Annotated in this window: 16 protein-coding genes; 6 read left to right on the forward strand and 10 right to left on the reverse strand. The window is 55.9% G+C overall.

All coding sequences use genetic code 11. The annotated features are described in order from the left end of the window. On the forward strand, positions 1-356 hold a 356-nt coding region (locus B9Y55_RS05700), incomplete at its 5' end, for an IS66 family transposase (protein ID WP_143340828.1). Positions 357-544: 188 nt separating this feature from the next. Here the strand turns inward: B9Y55_RS05700 and grdD are convergent. The 8 genes from grdD to B9Y55_RS05745 form a co-directional block, all read right to left on the reverse strand. Next, positions 545-1,693, reverse strand: a complete 1,149-nt coding sequence (grdD, locus tag B9Y55_RS05710; RefSeq protein ID WP_085544410.1) for a glycine/sarcosine/betaine reductase complex component C subunit alpha — start codon at positions 1,691-1,693, stop codon at positions 545-547. Between the two features lie 13 nt (positions 1,694-1,706). Then, positions 1,707-3,236: a glycine/sarcosine/betaine reductase complex component C subunit beta gene (gene grdC / locus B9Y55_RS05715; RefSeq protein WP_085544411.1), complete on the reverse strand. Its 1,530-nt coding sequence runs from the start codon at positions 3,234-3,236 to the stop codon at positions 1,707-1,709. 225 nt (positions 3,237-3,461) lie between these two features. Beyond that, positions 3,462-4,967, reverse strand: coding sequence for a BCCT family transporter (locus tag B9Y55_RS05720; RefSeq protein ID WP_085544412.1), 1,506 nt, complete (start codon positions 4,965-4,967; stop codon positions 3,462-3,464). Between the two features lie 71 nt (positions 4,968-5,038). Next, positions 5,039-6,355 (reverse strand): glycine/betaine/sarcosine/D-proline family reductase selenoprotein B, encoded by a 1,317-nt coding sequence (locus B9Y55_RS05725; protein ID WP_085544413.1) that lies wholly within the window; start codon positions 6,353-6,355, stop codon positions 5,039-5,041. A gap of 11 nt (positions 6,356-6,366) precedes the next feature. Beyond that, on the reverse strand, positions 6,367-7,680 hold the full coding sequence (locus B9Y55_RS05730) for a glycine/sarcosine/betaine reductase component B subunit (RefSeq protein ID WP_085544414.1): 1,314 nt from the start codon (positions 7,678-7,680) through the stop codon (positions 6,367-6,369). 24 nt (positions 7,681-7,704) lie between these two features. After that, a complete protein-coding gene (gene grdA, locus B9Y55_RS05735; RefSeq protein ID WP_085544415.1) occupies positions 7,705-8,181 on the reverse strand; it encodes a glycine/sarcosine/betaine reductase complex selenoprotein A in 477 nt (158 codons plus the stop codon). Between the two features lie 413 nt (positions 8,182-8,594). Next, positions 8,595-9,242 (reverse strand): response regulator, encoded by a 648-nt coding sequence (locus tag B9Y55_RS05740; protein WP_085544416.1) that lies wholly within the window; start codon positions 9,240-9,242, stop codon positions 8,595-8,597. Next, positions 9,239-10,324 (reverse strand): sensor histidine kinase, encoded by a 1,086-nt coding sequence (locus B9Y55_RS05745; protein WP_085544417.1) that lies wholly within the window; start codon positions 10,322-10,324, stop codon positions 9,239-9,241. The genes B9Y55_RS05740 and B9Y55_RS05745 overlap by 4 nt, the downstream gene beginning before the upstream one ends. Before the next feature lie 110 nt (positions 10,325-10,434). Between B9Y55_RS05745 and thrC the strand changes: the two genes are divergently transcribed. Beyond that, entirely contained in the window at positions 10,435-11,625 is a 1,191-nt protein-coding gene (gene thrC, locus B9Y55_RS05750; RefSeq protein WP_085544418.1) for a threonine synthase, read from the forward strand. Between the two features lie 16 nt (positions 11,626-11,641). On the opposite strand, the gene B9Y55_RS05755 is transcribed toward thrC, so the two are convergent. Further along, a complete protein-coding gene (locus tag B9Y55_RS05755) occupies positions 11,642-11,857 on the reverse strand; it encodes a sulfurtransferase TusA family protein (protein ID WP_085544419.1) in 216 nt (71 codons plus the stop codon). An 11-nt stretch (positions 11,858-11,868) separates the two neighbouring features. Continuing rightward, entirely contained in the window at positions 11,869-12,963 is a 1,095-nt protein-coding gene (gene yedE, locus B9Y55_RS05760) for a YedE family putative selenium transporter (protein WP_200806633.1), read from the reverse strand. A gap of 206 nt (positions 12,964-13,169) precedes the next feature. Here yedE and B9Y55_RS05765 point away from each other — a divergent pair, with 206 nt between their 5' ends. Genes B9Y55_RS05765 through B9Y55_RS05780 form a run of 4 tightly spaced genes read left to right on the forward strand, consistent with a single transcriptional unit; the run spans position 13,170 to position 15,921 of the window. Further along, positions 13,170-13,385, forward strand: coding sequence for a putative Se/S carrier protein (locus tag B9Y55_RS05765; RefSeq protein ID WP_085544421.1), 216 nt, complete (start codon positions 13,170-13,172; stop codon positions 13,383-13,385). Between the two features lie 21 nt (positions 13,386-13,406). Then, positions 13,407-13,598, forward strand: coding sequence for a hypothetical protein (locus tag B9Y55_RS05770; RefSeq protein WP_085544422.1), 192 nt, complete (start codon positions 13,407-13,409; stop codon positions 13,596-13,598). Continuing rightward, positions 13,598-13,993, forward strand: a complete 396-nt coding sequence (locus B9Y55_RS05775) for a translation initiation factor (RefSeq protein WP_085544423.1) — start codon at positions 13,598-13,600, stop codon at positions 13,991-13,993. Before B9Y55_RS05770 ends, B9Y55_RS05775 begins: the two co-directional genes overlap by 1 nt. Before the next feature lie 26 nt (positions 13,994-14,019). Continuing rightward, on the forward strand, positions 14,020-15,921 hold the full coding sequence (locus tag B9Y55_RS05780) for a transketolase (protein WP_268753285.1): 1,902 nt from the start codon (positions 14,020-14,022) through the stop codon (positions 15,919-15,921). Positions 15,922-15,948: the final 27 nt, after the last annotated feature.

The raw sequence follows: 15,948 nt of genomic DNA on the forward strand, positions 1-15,948 counted from the left end.
TCCAGTATGGTCCTGAGACTATCGCTTTGGTCTCCGTCCTAAACACCATAGGGGCCGTATCCATAGACCGCATTCACGACATACTCCATGGAGCCTGTAGACTTCCTATATCCACGGGAACGATCTACAACATGGTCAAAAAAGCGGTTCTCTCCGTAGCCCCGTCTGTGGAGGTCATAAAGGAGAAGGTCAAAGCTCTCTCCTTGGCCCATTTCGACGAAACAGGTGTCCGAGTAGATAAAGGACTCCGCTGGGCTCATGTTGCCTGTAACCGTCACTACGCCTACATATCCGTCGAAAAGCAGCGAGGCTACGACGGGATGGTCGCCTCCGGGATACTTCAAGGCGAAGCTTAAAATATCGGGCTGCTTCCGAACCTCGGAAGGGGCTAATGACTATGCCAAAATAATGTCGTTCCTCGAGGCCATGTCTATGGTTCTCGATGGTCAGATTCTCTTCTTGGATGGGGCGACTGAATAGTTACGTCGATATAAAAAAAGAGGGGCCTTAGGCCCCTCTTTTAGTGTCGATATTTAGCTTTGGTTTACAGGTATCCTGCGGCGGCCAGAAGTTCCTTGGCCTTTGGCACGTGCTTGCCCGGGAGCTTGACCACCGGTCCGGTGCATCCCATGGAGGACTCGGCGTAGATTCCGTTTTTCCAGAGTTCTCTCACGGCATCCTCTATGGAAAGGACGTCTATGCCGTGGATCTCCTCGTCGGTGGGCTCCGCAGGAGGAGCGGTTACCTCCTGAGAGCACTCGGGCTTAGAAAGGACACCCTGGATTACCTCGTCGAGGCCCGCTTTTTTAGCGGAGGCTATCTCCGAGGCCACTACCTGAGGCAGATCGCCTTTGGCGACGGACGCGGTGTAGGCCACGGCGTTCGCCACGACAGGGGCTCCAGAGGCTCTGGATATGATGGAGATGACCTTGTCCCAGCCCTCTCCTGTGGCGGGACCGTAGCCCCAGCCCAGGGCCTCGTAGGATCCTCCGGTGTTGAAGGAAGAGAACATCTTCATCAGGACGTTGCCGGTGAGGGTGTCGCATACGCAGACGTCCACCGCTCCGGCCAGTATGTCGTTGCCCCTCAGGACCGAGCCGCCGTCGGCTCTAAGGCTCTCTCCGAAGGTGATGTCGTAGCCTTTGTCCTTAAGCTTAGTGAGGGCCTTAAACACCAGCTGGGCTCCCTCTACGTTCAGGATTCCCACGGTGGGGTTGACCTTGCCCATGGCTTTGGCTACGGCGATTCCGTAGATGGCGTTTCTGATCATGGCTTCCACCCTGTTGATGGCGGAGGTGCCGGTAGAGGACGCCACTATCATGTCTTTCCCCTTTGCTGGGGTGACGACCCTGCCTATGGTGGTGACGCCCATAGGGAAGGGGTAGTGGAGAGCCACCGCTCCCGATATGGTTCCGTCGGAAAGGGCCGTCTCCATGGCCTTGGCTATATCGGCATCGCAGGGGTCTGTCTCTATCCACTGAAGGTCGTCGTATCCCTCGACTTTAGGGCCTATCATGACGACCTTTACTCCCTGGTTCTGCTGCTGTGCCAGTCTGCCGCTTTTGGCAAGCTCCTCGGGGCCGTGTTCACTGCCCGAGGCCATCAGTCCGACCTTTACGCTGGGACCGCCGTTTTTGGCGGCGTCAACCAGCTCGGCCAGGGCGTCTCCTATTAGTTTCTTGACGTCAGACATAGTTATACCTCCGTTATTTCGTCAAGGAGGCGGCGAGCTCCGAGAGGGCCTCCATGAGGACGCTCTTTACGTCGTCTTTGTTGACCGTTGCCTGTGCAGGAGCGGCGGGCTCGATAAGGAAAGAGGCTCCGTCGGCCAGGTTGGTGAGCCGAGCGAGGAATAGGCTTCCTTTGCCTATTATCATGGCTCTCTTTATCTTGCCCTCTTTGATCCAGTCGCAGGCGTGGCCTATGAAGGGAACTCCCGCAGGGATGTGTCCCTGGGTGTGGGCGAAGCCCGGAAGGCCTTTCTCCTTGACGAAGTTCATCATGTCCGCCTTCTCGATGGCCTTTTTCATGACCGCAAGGGCGGCTATCATCTTGATGTTGGCCAGAGGCACGTCGCCAGCTCCGGCGGGGAGGGTTATCTCCGGGATGTGGAGCTCAGGGCCAAACTTATCCACGTCCGCCAGGGAGAGACCGACTTTCACCAGAGGATCGAGGGTGAGGGCCTGGGTTACCGCCTGAGGTGATGCACCAGCACCGACGGTGTGCTTGCCTATGGCGTCCAGTCTCATCTCAGGGGTGCTGCCGTCGCTGGGGGTGATGAGCACGGCAAAGCTGCCCATACAGTCCTCAAGGGCTGGCATGTCCTTCTTGACGTGGTCTTTGCTGTTCATGTAGAGCTTGGGTACAGCTCCTCCAGCTATGGCTATGACGTTGGACCTGGTACCGGCGACTACCTGGGAGGCTCCGGCGATCATGGCGTTGACCGGTCCTGCGCAGAAGCCCCTTACGTCGCACCCGCTGGCGTTGACACAGCCTACTACTTCGGCGATGGCCTTGGCGAAGTTACCGCCGCCCCTCTGGGACATGTCTCCGGCGGCCTCTTCGGAGCACTCTATGACGAAATCCACCTCTTCCGGCTTAAGGCCGGTGTTGTTCAGGAGGTGCATCATGGAAAGCACCGCGCTTGCCTTGTTGGCGAGGTTCTCCAGCAGGGTATGGGCGCCCAGGTTAACGTCGGTCTCGTGGCCTCTCCTGACGCAGCCTACCAGCTTACCGCCGAAGTAGAAGGGAAGTCCACCGTGCTTCTCGTCGCACTCTTTCTCTATGTCAGCCAGGTCTCTGCCTTCCTCGAGCTTGCCGAGCATAGCTTCGGTGACGAGCTTGTGGTTGGCAAGTTTCTCACGGACAGAGGAGGCAAAGCCCTTCTCGAGCCACACTAAGTCGAATACGTCGCAGATGTCCATTAGGCCGAGGAACTCGTCCTCCGGGGTTATCTCGCCGTATTTTCCGAAGCGGTCGGCTCCCGCAAGGCGGTTGGAGTACATAGGGGTAGCCTGTTTCTCCAGATCCTCCAGGGTAAGGGCGCCGATGTAGGCCATGTTAGGGGCGTAGTCTTTGGCTTCGTCGAAAGTCTGAATGTGCTCAGGGAGCTTCTTCAGAAACTCTGTCTCACCGAGGGCTAGGTGCTCGCAGTGAGGGGTGTTACCGTAGTGGAGCCCCAGCTCAGGGGTGTGCTGGAGACAGTAGGAATAACCTTTAATCGCGACTCTTGACATGACAGAAAACGACCTCCTTGAGATGTCTTTTATATCCCACGACGAGAGGGGCCAGGTTTTACCCAACCCCCCTCGCTTACAATACACATTATAGTATAGATCTTGGAAAAAGGGTGATCAAACCCATAACTTTTAGCCTACCGTAGAGGTTTTTTCATGACTAAAAGTCTTAGGCCTCAATATAGGTGGATTTTACACCAATATGGGGCAAATGTCACCTTTTAACTAAAGTTTTCCCTCTGCTTCTTCGGCGAGCAACCCTTTGTAGAGACAGTAGCAGGCCAGCACCATTATTATGGAGAAAGGAGGAGCCGCAGCCAGGGATATGGTCTGTAGGTTCTGGAGCCCACCGGTGGCCAGAAGGACCACAGCCAAAGTCGCCATGAGAAATCCCCATATGGCCATCTTGTTTTTGGGAGGGTTAAGGTCGCCCTGGGTCGAGTACATGGAGAGGACGAAGGTTCCCGAGTTGGCGGAGGTGACGAAGAAGGTGGTTATCAGGACCACCATCAACACCGACATAACCGTTCCCATGGCGTAGTTGGAGTACATCTCGAAGACCCCTGTGGACATATCGGCCAGGATTTTCTGGGATATCTCGATGCCTTTGTTGATCTCAAGGTCCAGCGCGGAGGTTCCAAAGATGGCGAACCAGGTGAAGCTGCCCAGTGAGGGAACCACCAGGACTCCAGCGACGAACTCACGGATGGTTCTGCCTCTGGATATACGGGCCACGAAGGATCCTACGAAAGGAGCCCACGCAATCCACCATGCCCAGTAGTAAAGCGACCAGCTGGCCAGGAATCCTTTGTACTCGCCGCCGTAAGGTGCCATGGTGAAGCTCTGGGATACTACGTTGGATAGGTAGTCGCCTATTCCGGTCATCAGGGATTCCACTATAGTGAGGGTCGGTCCTACCAGGAAAAGCCCTAGCATCAGTATGCCGCAGATGAGCAGGTTGAAGTCGGCGACTTTTTTGATTCCCTTCTCGATTCCCAGAACCGCCGAGCCGGTGTAGAGAACCGCCAGCACAGCGATTATGGATATCTGTATGAACAGGGTTTTAGGAAGTCCGAAGACGTAGTTCAGGCCGCTGTTAAGCTGTAAAGTCCCCAGTCCCAGGGAGGTGGTTATGCCCGCTAAGGTCGCGAAGATCGCCAGGATGTCCACGGTCTTTCCGAAGGGGCCGTTTATGCCTTTCTCGCCTACCAGAGGCAGAAAGACGCTGCTTATAAGCCCTGGAGAGTTTTTACGGAACTGGAAGAAAGCCAACGCCAGAGCTATAACCGAGTATCCCGCCCAGGGGTGAAGCCCCCAGTGAAAGAAGGATATCCTCATGGCGTCTCTGGCTGCCTGGACCGATCCGGGGTCCGCGCCGAAAGGGGGCGAGCCGAAGTGATAGATAGGCTCCGCTGCTCCGTAGAACACCAGTCCTACACCCATGCCGGCGGAAAAGAGCATGGCGAACCAGGATACGGTGCTGAACTCCGGTTTCGAGTCGTTAGGACCTAACTTTACCTTGCCGAAGCGGCTGGATGCTATAAACAAGCAGAATACGACGAAGATGTTCATCGAAAGGAGATAGCCCCATCCGAACTTGTCGGTGAGGACGGTGAACATCGATCCGGCGAATGCACCGAAGCTGTTCGGGGCGACCAGACCCCAGAGGACCACCGCCAAGGTTATCCCCATGGATATTATGAAGACCGAGTTGCTTTTCTTTGAGCTCATTCTCTCCACTCCTCCTGTTTTGGAATGTATAACTTAAAAAAAGGAGGGGCGTAAGCCCCTCCCTGAAATCCCTAGATCTTCGTCGGGAAGACCGTTGGCTCTTCGACCTCGGTGGCCAGAGAGTTTAGGGCGACCTCTACACGGTGTTTCCTGAGTGCCCAGTCGTCTTCGGGGCTCATGTCAGGATCTCCCAGAGGGTAGGGGACCGAAACGGTTTGGACCATTCTGTTGGATCCGACGGTCTTGGCGACGTCTATAAGGTTACACATAACCACCACAGGGAATCCGGCTCTCTCTATCTCTTTTCCCATCGTTGCACCGCAACGAGTGCAGGTTCCTCAGGTGGAGGTGAGGACGACAGCGTCCACTCCCGCCTCTTTGAGGTCCGCGGCGATCTCTTTGCCGAACTTGGCGGCGTAGGCCTGGGTGGTTCCGGTTCCGACCGTGACGTAGAAGTAATCGTGAAGCTTGCCGAACTTGCCCTCTTTCTCCCAGAACCTCATGGCGTCCACGGGAATCCCTCTGTCCGGGACGGCGCACATGGCCGCCGGGTCGAAGCCGGCGTGGATCGTCTTGAAGACGCCCTCAGGAAGTTTGTCCAGTTCGGATATGTTGTACTTGCCCCACTTGGTGGCGGAGGCGGACTGGATTCTGTCGGGGTTCTCCACCGGCACCACTCCGCTGGAGGATACCAGAGCTATCTTCATCTTGCTCAGGTCCTTGACCGCCGGAGCGGGAGGGATCTTGTCCATCTTGGGTATGACCAGCTCGGACTGGAAACTCTCGCCCTTGAGCTTTTTCACCAGCATGTCGATGACTCGGTCGGCTGCCATGGTTCCCTCAGGATGGGGGATCTCGAAGCGAACGCCTCTTGGGAAATACCCTTCCTCAGCGGCGGGCTTCAGCTCCTCGCCTTTGACGATCTTCTGGGCGAAGGCGGCCATTTTACCCATGTCGTCTTTCATGAAGGTGGCTTTTCTGCCCCCCTGGAAGACGTAGGCCTCGGTCTTGAACTGCTCGACTCCTGGGTTTTCCTCGTTCATGGAGGTTATAACCGGTACGTCAAAACGCTCTTTTACCGCTTTGCAGACCAGGCCGCAGCCTACACCGTAGCGGCCTGCCATGAAGGCGGGGCCTGCGAAGAACACGTCGAACTCCTGCTTCTCCAGCCAGCCCAGGATCTCCTCCAGGGCGGCATCGGTGTGGTTTGTGACGTAGTTGTCGCCGCAGACTATGGTGTGGGTGACCTCAACGTCTGGCATCATCTGGTTGAGCATGTTGGAGCAGCCCACTAGCTCGGAGTGGAATATCGGCTTAGAGTCTGCCGCTTCCTCTCCTCCTACCTGACCGAAAAACTGGTTGATGTAGTGAATCGCTTTTTTAGTCATGTCTTTCACCCCTAAAAGTCAGCACAGGTCTTCTTAGAAAAGCCGCTGATGTGGTTGCAACAGAACACACCGTTGTTCTCCATGGAGACCGTTCCGTCCTCGTGGATAGAGCCTTCCCATCCGCCGGAGTTTCCGTCTCTAGCCAGGGCCTCAAGCTCGCCTATGACCTCCATGGCCTCCAGTTCGTAGAGCTGGGAGACGTTGCCGGTGGATACCAGGGCGTCGGTCATGGGGTTCATGGAGACCAGAGGCTGAGATCCTCCGTCCCGTCCGGTAGCCTCGTCGGAGATGCCTACGGTCTTAATTCCGATTTTCTCCAGTTCCACCAGGGCGGCGGTGTAGTCCACGTCGGGGTTGCCGTAGCCTTCCTCGGCGACTACCGCGCCTACGGCACCGAGGTTGGAGGCCATCTGGGCGAGCATCTTGGCACAACGGTCCTTTTCGTTCATCTTGACGTTAAGGTTGGACATTATAACGCCCAGGAAGTTTATGGTTTTGCCGTGCTGCTCCATGAGCTTTTTGACCATGGGGTTTACGGAGAACTCGTAGGTGGATATTTTGGACGATGTGGGCATGAAACTGCCGGACACCATGCAACCGTCGAGAAGCTCGTTGGGGTGCATGAAGGTGGGGAGCATGTGGTTGCCGTCCCATCCGTAGATAAGGGTGTTGTAACCCATAGTCTCCATCTGAGTCTGAGGCTGAAGAACGTAGACCACTCCGGGAAGGCCGTTGACCTCGGCGGATCTCTCTGTGACAGGGGGAAGGTCGAAGACCTCCATGTCCTCGGGCTCCAGGTCCTTGACGCACTGGCCTATGTACTCCGCTAGCTTCATGCCGCCCCAGCGAAGGGATTTGTTTTTCTTCTGCTGCTCGAACCTCTCGAAGTCCTCGTTGGTGTCAGCTACGAATACCAGGTTGACCATGTTACCGAAAATGGTGTTGTCCTGGTACTTGCCCGCCATGTCGATGACTCCGTCCTGGAAGCCACCCATGTGCTCGCCTACGACGATAAGGCTACAGCCTTTGAGGGCGTGGGTTCTGCCGTTCCCCGCTTGGGCCATAGGAGAGGTCACCCCAGGGAAGATTCCGGTGCTTTTGCCAGAGACTTTGCATCTCATCTCGATGGCCTCTTTTACCGGGCAGAGCCTGACTTTGTCTCCCGGGCGGACTATCCTGAGGTCTGCGGTGGTGATTCCCGGCTCTTCCTCCTTGACGAAGTTAAGGAGCTCCTCTTTGTTGACCGTCAAAACGCCGTTGGAGTAGGACAGGGTATCTCCGAAGACGATATCCTTGACGTGAAAGTTACCCATTTCAAGTCTCATAGATATAATTCCCCTTTTCTTCCTCTAAAGGGCGTATTTGCCGTGTTCCGCCCGGATCCCGCTGACGGCCTGGCATATAGCCTCGACCTCAAGCACCATCTCCATCATGCCGATCTGCTCCTCCCAAAGCTGGGGGTCAGCTTCCTCTTTGATATCGTTCTCAAGCACGTGATAAACCGAGAGTCCAGCCTGGACTCCTGCCAAAGGACCTGCGTAGGTGGGATCTCCTGCGGTCACCGTCTCGGCGTAGATCTCCGCCCCTTCAGGGTCGGAACTTCCGAGTATGACCACCAGGTTCTCAGCGCCGAACTTGTCGATGCTGTCTTTGATCCTCTGCTGATTCTGCAGATCCATGGCTCCTGCGGCGGTTCAGACGAAGCATTCGGTTGCGGCGAAGACTACCTCGGCCCCAGAGTTTTTGAGGGCCTCCTCCATTGCCGGTGCCGGAACTCCGTCTCTTTCGCCAAGGAGCAGGACCTTCTTGCCCGCTAACTTGCCCACGGCGATTCCTCCTTCTTACGGATAGTTATGATAGTAACAAATCTGTGATCGCTATGGTTATAATTATGGAGGAATCTTCAAAGTATATCTATTGGGACATCCGTGATCTTGGAGTAGTAAAAAACGTGACCCCCCGGTAACGCAATATGCGTCCGGGGGGTCTTTTGGGGCATCTCTAAAAATCCTGCTCCTCGGAGAGATCGTTCCGACGTAGCCCAGAGCCCGTATATTCGACATGCCGTCGTGTAGTCGAATGGGGCGACAGGACGTCGCCCCAAGCCGAGGGGGCACAGGACGTGCCCTCCGAGGCGGTTCGTACGGAACAGGCAGGTCGAGTATACGCTCGGGCGAAACAGGGCGTAGTCGGAACGATCTCTCCGAGGGAGTCCGAGCGTAAGTTTCTAGAGGCTCTCTTACGTGAGGTCCACCAGGCCCTCTCTGATGGCCAGCCTGGTCAGCTCCGCTATAGAGCCGCACTCCATCTTCTCCATTATCTTTCTCCTGTGGGTGTCCACGGTGTTTTTGCTGATGTGGAGGTCCGAGGCGATTATCCTGGAGCTCTCTCCCTTGACCAGCATGGCTAATACCTCTTTCTCTCTGTCCGAGAGCCTGGAAACCGGCGACGGTATAGCTACGTCCAAAAGCCTGAGGTAGTCTTTCACCAGTATGGAGGTTATCTTAGGGGTGAGATAGATATCCCCGTCGGAGACCGTCCTTATGGCCTGGATGAACTCGGCGGAGCTTCCCTCCTTGAGGGCGTAGCCCGTCGCCCCGGCTTTCAATATCTCCGCCAAAAATCTTTTGTCGGCGTGCATCGAAAGGGCCAGGACCTTGACGTCCTCCATGGTGGACCTTATCCGTCTGGTGGCCTCGACGCCGTTCATCTCCGGCATGGTGAGGTCCATGACGACCACGTCTGGATGGTGTTTAAGGACCATCTCCAACGCCTCCTTGCCGTTTCTTGCTAGCCCCACTATCTTCAGGTCCTCTTCTTTGGTTAGAATGTCCTTTAGCCCCTCTAGGAATAGCTCGTGGTCGTCGGCGAGAACCAAGGTGATCACGACGGGTTCGCCCCTTCCTCTAAAGGCATTTTAAGAGGAGCTGTCATGGCTATAGTCGCTCCTTTTCCCGGTTCCGATATGACCTGTACCGATCCACCTATAGGGTGTAGTCTCTCCCTTATGCTGAACAGGCCGAAGCCCTTGAGTCGTCCCCACTTCAAGGTGAAGGGCTTGGGAAAGCCTATACCGTTGTCCTCCACCACCACCTGGATTTTGCTGGGGCCTCTGTGTACCCTGATCGATACGTGAGTGGCACGGGAGTGCTTTATGACGTTTATAAGCAGCTCTCTGGTCATCTGATAGAGGAGTACGCATATCTGGTCGTCCGCCTGATGAACCAGGTTTCCTCCCTGAAAATCGTAGCTTATGCCTTTAGGGGATAGAAGGTGTTCCGCCAGGGACTCCAGGGCCGGGTTAAGGCCTAGGTCGTAGAGGGTCGGAGGGCTCACCTGGAATATAAGCTCGCGGCTTTGGCCTATGATGGACTCCACCGAATCGATGGCATGGTCAAGCTGTTCCACTGTGCAGCCCGTTTTCTTCAGGTGTTGCAGGCTATGGAGGAGGGATACCAGTGAATATCCTATAGAGTCGTGTATCTGTCCCGCTATAGATCTCCTGGTCTCCTCTTCCGATAAGGTAAGCCTCGCCGCCAGGCTTCTGAGTTCCTCTCGGTACTCCAGCAGCTTTTTCTGCTTTTCCCGTAGCTTTTCCTCCGATTTTTTCCACCTGGTGCGGTCGAGAAAGATAACCGAAGCCCTGTCGGGAAGGATGGGAAAGGCTATAGCCTCCAGATACTTTTTTACGTCCTCGCAGTGGCTTTCGCAGTGGACCGATCCCTGGGACGTGACGCATTCTTTGATAATTTCGTGCCAGCATGACTCAACGTCGGGCCAGACCTCGAAGAAGGTTTTCCCTACGACGTTTTTCTTCTCTACCCCCATGACCCTCTCGTAGGCGGGGTTTATGTCGAGAAAACGAACCGTTCCGTCTTCTTCCACTTTGTAAAGGGAGATAGGGTCGAAGGTCCGTTCGAAGAATATCCTGTACGACAGGTCGTTTAGACCTCTGTCCTCGGTGGTCATATCTGTCAAATCCTTTCCTGTCCTGAGGTTTGTTCGCTGACCTTGGCTTACTCTACGATCATAGGCTATTATATCCCATTAGAAAACCTCACTATTAGGGAGATGTTTGTATGGTTTTTTTCAGGTTTACCTGTACCAGCTGTGGAAAAGCTACGGAAGAGGAGGCCCTGAGATGCCCTCTCTGCGACGAGCCGATGGACGTGGAGGCGGACCTGCCGAGTTCCTTTCCCCCTGTGAAACCGAAAGAGACTCTGATGGAAAGGTTCAGGGATTTTTTCCCCTTCGCCGATCCTAGATCCGATCTGTCTTTAGGAGAGGGATTCACCCCTCTTGTGGACATGGAGGCCCTGGGGCGGTCTTTTGGACTTTCCTCCCTGTGGGCGAAAAACGAGGGGGCCAACCCTACCTGGTCCTTTAAAGACAGGGGCACCTTGACGGGGGTCATACACGCCATGGAGATGGGATACGACCGCATCGGCACAGTGTCCACCGGGAACATGGCGGCGTCGGTGGCGGCCTACGGAGCCAGGGCGGGGATAGAGACGGTCGTCCTGGTCAACAAAGGGCTCCCTCGGGAGAAGCTGGGGCCTATCGCCATGTACGGACCGAGGCTGATAAAGGTGGACGGAGACTACGGAAGGCTCTATCACGAGAGTCTGAGGATCGGGAAAAAGCTAGGGATATACTTCATAAACTCCGACGCTCCTTTCAGGGTGATAGGATCTAAAACCATATCCTACGAGATTTGGGAGCAGCTAAATCGGTCGGTGCCGGACTGGGTGGTGGTGCCGGTGAGCGCAGGAGGCAATCTGAGGGGCATAGTTCAGGGCTTCGTCGACTTGGTGTCTATGGGACTTTTGAACCGTCTACCCAGGTTTTTGGTGGTTCAGGCGGAGGGCTGTTCTCCGATCGTAAAGGCCTTTGAGGAGGGAGCGGAAAAAGTCCGGCGATTCGACTCTCCCCACACCGTCGCTCACGCTATAGAGAACCCCTTTCCTCCCAGCGGAAACCAGGTTTTGAGGCTGGTCAGAGCTAACGGCTGGAGTTGCAAAGCGGTATCGGAGGATTCGATAATAGAGGCACAGAGAGCTCTCGCTTTCAACGGACTTTTCGTCCAGCCCGCTTCGGCGGTTGCCCTCGCAGGGCTCAAGAAGGCCATGGCCGACGGTACCGTCGAGCAGGGCCAGTCTGCCGCACTGATCCTCACCGGTGCCGGTCTGAAGTACACCGCCGTCTTCGGTCAGCACGATCTCAGCTGGACCCAGTGTTCGCTGGATAAACTGGAAAAGGCCCTGAGATAGTCCTCAGGGCCTTTGGTCACCGGGAGAAGGTTATTTTGTACCCGTCGGAGGTCGATTCGCAGGTGCTGTCCCATCCTTTGCTCTTCCCGAATCGATCGACGTTGTTTCTGGCTGTCTCGGTGTCCACCAGGACGGTTACCTTGCCCTTCGGGGTTTTATCAAGGGCCTTTTTTGTCTCCATAACCGGCTGAGGGCAGGAGAGCCCTCTGGCGTCTACGGTAAAATCGCTCATCTCAAGTCCTCCTAGTCTATCTTACGGGCCATGAAGAAGCCCACCGCCAGGCAGAAGGCCATTCCCAGGGCCCATGCTGCCGGGGCGAAGGGGGTTATGCCTTTAGGGGAGCTGGCCAGGCTGAAGTTGTGGGCCACTCCAGCTCCCACTATCATGCCTAGGACGAAAACCGCGGCGTCTCCGTCTCCCTCGCCGCTCATTATGATCTGTCTTCCCGGACATCCTCCAGCTAAGGTGAAGGCCAGCCCTGCCATGACCATTCCCAGGAAGTTCCAGAGAGAGTCGGTGTGGGCGACAGGCTGTCCGACGAATCCGGGCTTGAAGAGCCCCAGAACGAAGTTAGTCGCTAAGGCGGCAACCAGAAGGGCTATAATGCCGTTAAACAGGTGACCGTCTTTCAGCATGAAAAGGTCTCTAACCGACCCTACTGTGCAGAAGCGGCTCCTCTGAGCCATCCAGCCTATAAGTCCCCCTACGATGAGGGCTATTATCCACGGTGCTTTCATGGAGCCGGGGCCACCTTCTGAGAAGAATATAGGGCCTGTTCCTTCGGCGCCGAACTTAGGGGCCATAACGAGAAGGGCCAGCAGGACGATCGCCAAAAAGGGCATCATAAGGCCCGATCCTTTTTCGCCTACGTGGGCCCTGCCCAGGCTGAAGCCCCTCCATAGGAAGAATATGCCTATACCTATCCCGACGAAGAGTCCCGCCAGACCGTAGAGTGCGTTCCAGTCCCCTCCTGCCAGTCGGAGGTATCCCCTCCAGGGGCATCCCAGGAATATGAGGGCTCCTATCATGGCGAACACCCCAAGGAGGAACCGAACCACCGGCGAGGACCCCGACCTGGGGCGATACTCGCCGAAGATCATGGCGGATATAAAGGCGCCTAAAAGTATTCCCATTATCTCCGGTCGGAGGTACTGGACCACCGCGGCTCGGTGAAAGCCCAGGGCTCCCGCGATGTCCCTCTCGAAGCAGGCCACGCATATTCCCATGTTGCCCGGGTTTCCCAGATGGACCAGCAGGGGAGCTAAAATTCCTACTGCGATTCCCGCTATTATCGGTCCCATCCTGGACAGAAGTATCTTATCCAATCCTTTCATCATTACACCTCTTTTTGTCGGTTTTAAATCCCTGTGCTGCTAGACTGTGGCCCTTTTATTCTCTCCGCTGTCGTCGATATTATCACCTGCTTTCTTTATCGATTTTATTCCTCAAAAGTATAGCCCCTTGTCGTTCTTTATTCAACCTATCTTGCCTGACCGTCTACATGGCGTTATCATGTTCAAACCAGTAGAATGGAGGTGGGCCTATGGGTTGTCTGGCGACTTTTGACGTCACAAGCATGGCCATAATGTTCGAGAGGGTCTGTCGAAAAGACGGGCTGAAGGTCAAGGTAGTTCCCGTTCCCAGGAGTCTTTCGTCGAGCTGTGGACTGGCCTGTGAGTATCCCTGCGAGGACGAGGCTAAGATCAAGGCTATATGCGAGGATAGGGAGATCGACGTGGTTGAGTGGCATAATCTTTGATCTGGAAGGACGGAAGACGATATGATAGATAGAAGGTTGATAGAGGAGATGTTCCATACAGCCAGCAAAAGCGATCTAGACGGGGCGAAGGCAGCGGCCTCCATATACAGAAAGATGCTGGATATGGCAAACGGCCAGTCGATGACCGTCCAGTTTGAGCCTGGGGAGGATTTTTCCATCACCTGCACCTCCGAGGGATACGACATAATCTGATGGCTAAAGGCAAAAAGTTAGATCTATCCTCCCATGAGCCCCTCCGTGACGATCAGGGGCCTTTCGCACAGGCCGCCCTTTCCCTGGGCTTCTCTCCGACGGCTCCAGAGCGGGAGGATCGGCTTGCCGAAGAGGTTAAAGACGGCTCAAAGCCCTGCCTCTCCGGCCAAACCGTAGGGCTGAGGATAGAGAGAAAAGGCAGGAAGGGCAAGACCGTCACAGTCGTAGATGGGCTCAAACTGAAGGAAGACGATCTGAACAGACTGGCAAAGGAGCTCCGAAAGGCCATAGGCTGTGGCTCTTCGGTGGAGGGGCCCTCGGTGGTCCTACAGGGGGATAACAGAGAGAGAATAGGATCCTGGCTTCGTTCAAAAGGGGTCAGGGTCAACTTTTGACCTAACGGTCGAGGAGGTTTTTACAGGTGAAGGATTTAATTTTGACCGACAAGAAAAAAATGGAGCTAGAGGAGGCGGTAAAGCGCTGTTCTAGCTGGGCTGTCTCCATGGTGGCCCGAGCAAACAGCGGCCATCCCGCAGGCTCCCTGTCCAGTATGTGGCTTTATCTGGCCGCCTACGATGTGGCGGATATAACACCTAAAAACTGCGATCAGACCGATAGGGACTACGTGGTCATAAGCCACGGCCATACATCCCCTGGGGCCTACGCCGCTCTGGCTTACTACGGTTTTGTTGACCCTATGGAGGCTATAGCCGACTTTCGTCGCTGTGGCAGTGCATTCCAGGGCCACGTTGAGAGGGCGATCCCCGGAATAGACTGGGGAAGCGGAAACCTGGGACAGGGGCTTTCCGCCGCCGTAGGTTACGCCCTGGCACTCAAAAAGAGGGGGCTGGACCGTCAGGTCTACGTCCTTATGGGAGACGGCGAGCAGCCTAAAGGACAGGTGGCGGAGGCCCGGAGGATCGCCCTATCCCAGGGACTTAAGAATATCACCGTTATGGTCGACTACAACCATATCCAGATATCCGGCAGGGTGGAGAGGATCCTTCCGGTGAACATAAAAGCCCTGTGGGAGGCCGACGGTTGGGCTGTCCTTGAGGCCGACGGACACGATTTCGCCTCTATCTACGACGGAATGGCCAAGGCTCGGGCCATGGACGTTCCCGTCGTCCTCCTGTGCCACACCGTTATGGGTAAAGGGGTGTCCTTTATGGAGGATAAGCCCGACTATCACGGTAAGGCAGCTACAGGGGACCTGTACAAACAGGCTATGGATGAACTAGGTCAGCCTGATTGGCTGGAAGCGGCGGCCAAGCTCGGCGACAGAGCCCCACACACCGGAAGGCACGTATCCGTCGAGAGGGCGAATCTGGAGCTCGGTATCCCTAAGACATATCCGGTGGATAAGAAGACCGATAATCGGTCGGGGTTCGGAAACGCCTTGGCGGACGTCGGGTCGTTGAACCTCGGTGTGGCAGGAAAGACACCTGTGCTGGTTTTCGACTGCGACCTGGCTGGTTCGGTCAAGACCGCCCAGTTCGCCAAAGAGTGCCCGGGATGGTTCGTCCAGTGCGGCATACAGGAGCACAGCACCGCTACGGTGGCAGGGGCGGCGGGCTGCTGTTCGGTGGTGCCGGTGTGGGCGGACTTCGGAGTCTTCGGCCTGGCGGAGGCCTACAACCAGCAGAGGCTGAACGATATAAACGGTTCAAACCTGAAGCTCGTTCTCACCCACGTGGGGCTGGACGTAGGGGAGGACGGCATGACCCACCAGTGTATAGATTACGTGTCCTTGCTGTCCAATAGCTTTGGCTGGAAACTGATCGTCCCGGTGGATCCCAACCAGACCGACAGGGTCACCAGATGGGCCTTAAAAGAGCCGGGCAACATCTGTCTCGCTATGGGAAGAAGCACTATGTATCCCCTTTCAGGACAGGACGGAGAGCCTCTTTTTGCCTCTCTGCCTTTCACCTACGGCAAGGCCCATAAGGTAGGGGAGGGGGAGGACTGCACCATACTGGCCATGGGTGCCATGACCTCGGCGGCCCTGGAGGCCAGGGCGATCCTGGAGAGAGAGGGCAAAAAGGTCAAGGTATACGCCGTCTCCTGTCCCCTTGAGGTCGACATGGAAGCCCTGGATGAGGCGGTGTCCACAGGTTACGTAGTTACCCTGGAGGACCACTGCTACAGGACAGGAATGGGCTCTCTGTGGGCCAGGGCGGCGGCGGAGGCAGGACTGTGTGCAAAGTGGAGCTTTATGGGAGTCCATCGTTACGGCGATTCAGGGCCAAGCGACCAGGTCTACGATGCCATGGGGCTCTCGCCTTTGGCGGTGGCCGACAGGATAAAGAAGCTACTCCCCTAAGTCGGGGTTTTCCCGATAAAAATGCCA

The sequence above is a fragment of the Dethiosulfovibrio salsuginis genome (genome assembly GCF_900177735.1).
GTDB lineage: Bacteria > Synergistota > Synergistia > Synergistales > Dethiosulfovibrionaceae > Dethiosulfovibrio > Dethiosulfovibrio salsuginis.

Excerpts from the sequence above, each read along its gene's own strand:
- grdD (WP_085544410.1), bottom strand. The coding sequence starts at position 1,693 with ATGTCTGACGTCAAGAAACTAATAGGAGACGCCCTGGCCGAGCTGGTT.
- grdC (WP_085544411.1), bottom strand. The coding sequence starts at position 3,236 with ATGTCAAGAGTCGCGATTAAAGGTTATTCCTACTGTCTCCAGCACACC.
- B9Y55_RS05720 (WP_085544412.1), bottom strand. The coding sequence starts at position 4,967 with ATGAGCTCAAAGAAAAGCAACTCGGTCTTCATAATATCCATGGGGATA.
- B9Y55_RS05730 (WP_085544414.1), bottom strand. The coding sequence starts at position 7,680 with ATGAGACTTGAAATGGGTAACTTTCACGTCAAGGATATCGTCTTCGGA.
- B9Y55_RS05745 (WP_085544417.1), bottom strand. The coding sequence starts at position 10,324 with ATGACCACCGAGGACAGAGGTCTAAACGACCTGTCGTACAGGATATTC.
- thrC (WP_085544418.1), top strand. The coding sequence starts at position 10,435 with ATGGTTTTTTTCAGGTTTACCTGTACCAGCTGTGGAAAAGCTACGGAA.
- B9Y55_RS05755 (WP_085544419.1), bottom strand. The coding sequence starts at position 11,857 with ATGAGCGATTTTACCGTAGACGCCAGAGGGCTCTCCTGCCCTCAGCCG.
- yedE (WP_200806633.1), bottom strand. The coding sequence starts at position 12,963 with ATGATGAAAGGATTGGATAAGATACTTCTGTCCAGGATGGGACCGATA.
- B9Y55_RS05765 (WP_085544421.1), top strand. The coding sequence starts at position 13,170 with ATGGGTTGTCTGGCGACTTTTGACGTCACAAGCATGGCCATAATGTTC.
- B9Y55_RS05770 (WP_085544422.1), top strand. The coding sequence starts at position 13,407 with ATGATAGATAGAAGGTTGATAGAGGAGATGTTCCATACAGCCAGCAAA.
- B9Y55_RS05775 (WP_085544423.1), top strand. The coding sequence starts at position 13,598 with ATGGCTAAAGGCAAAAAGTTAGATCTATCCTCCCATGAGCCCCTCCGT.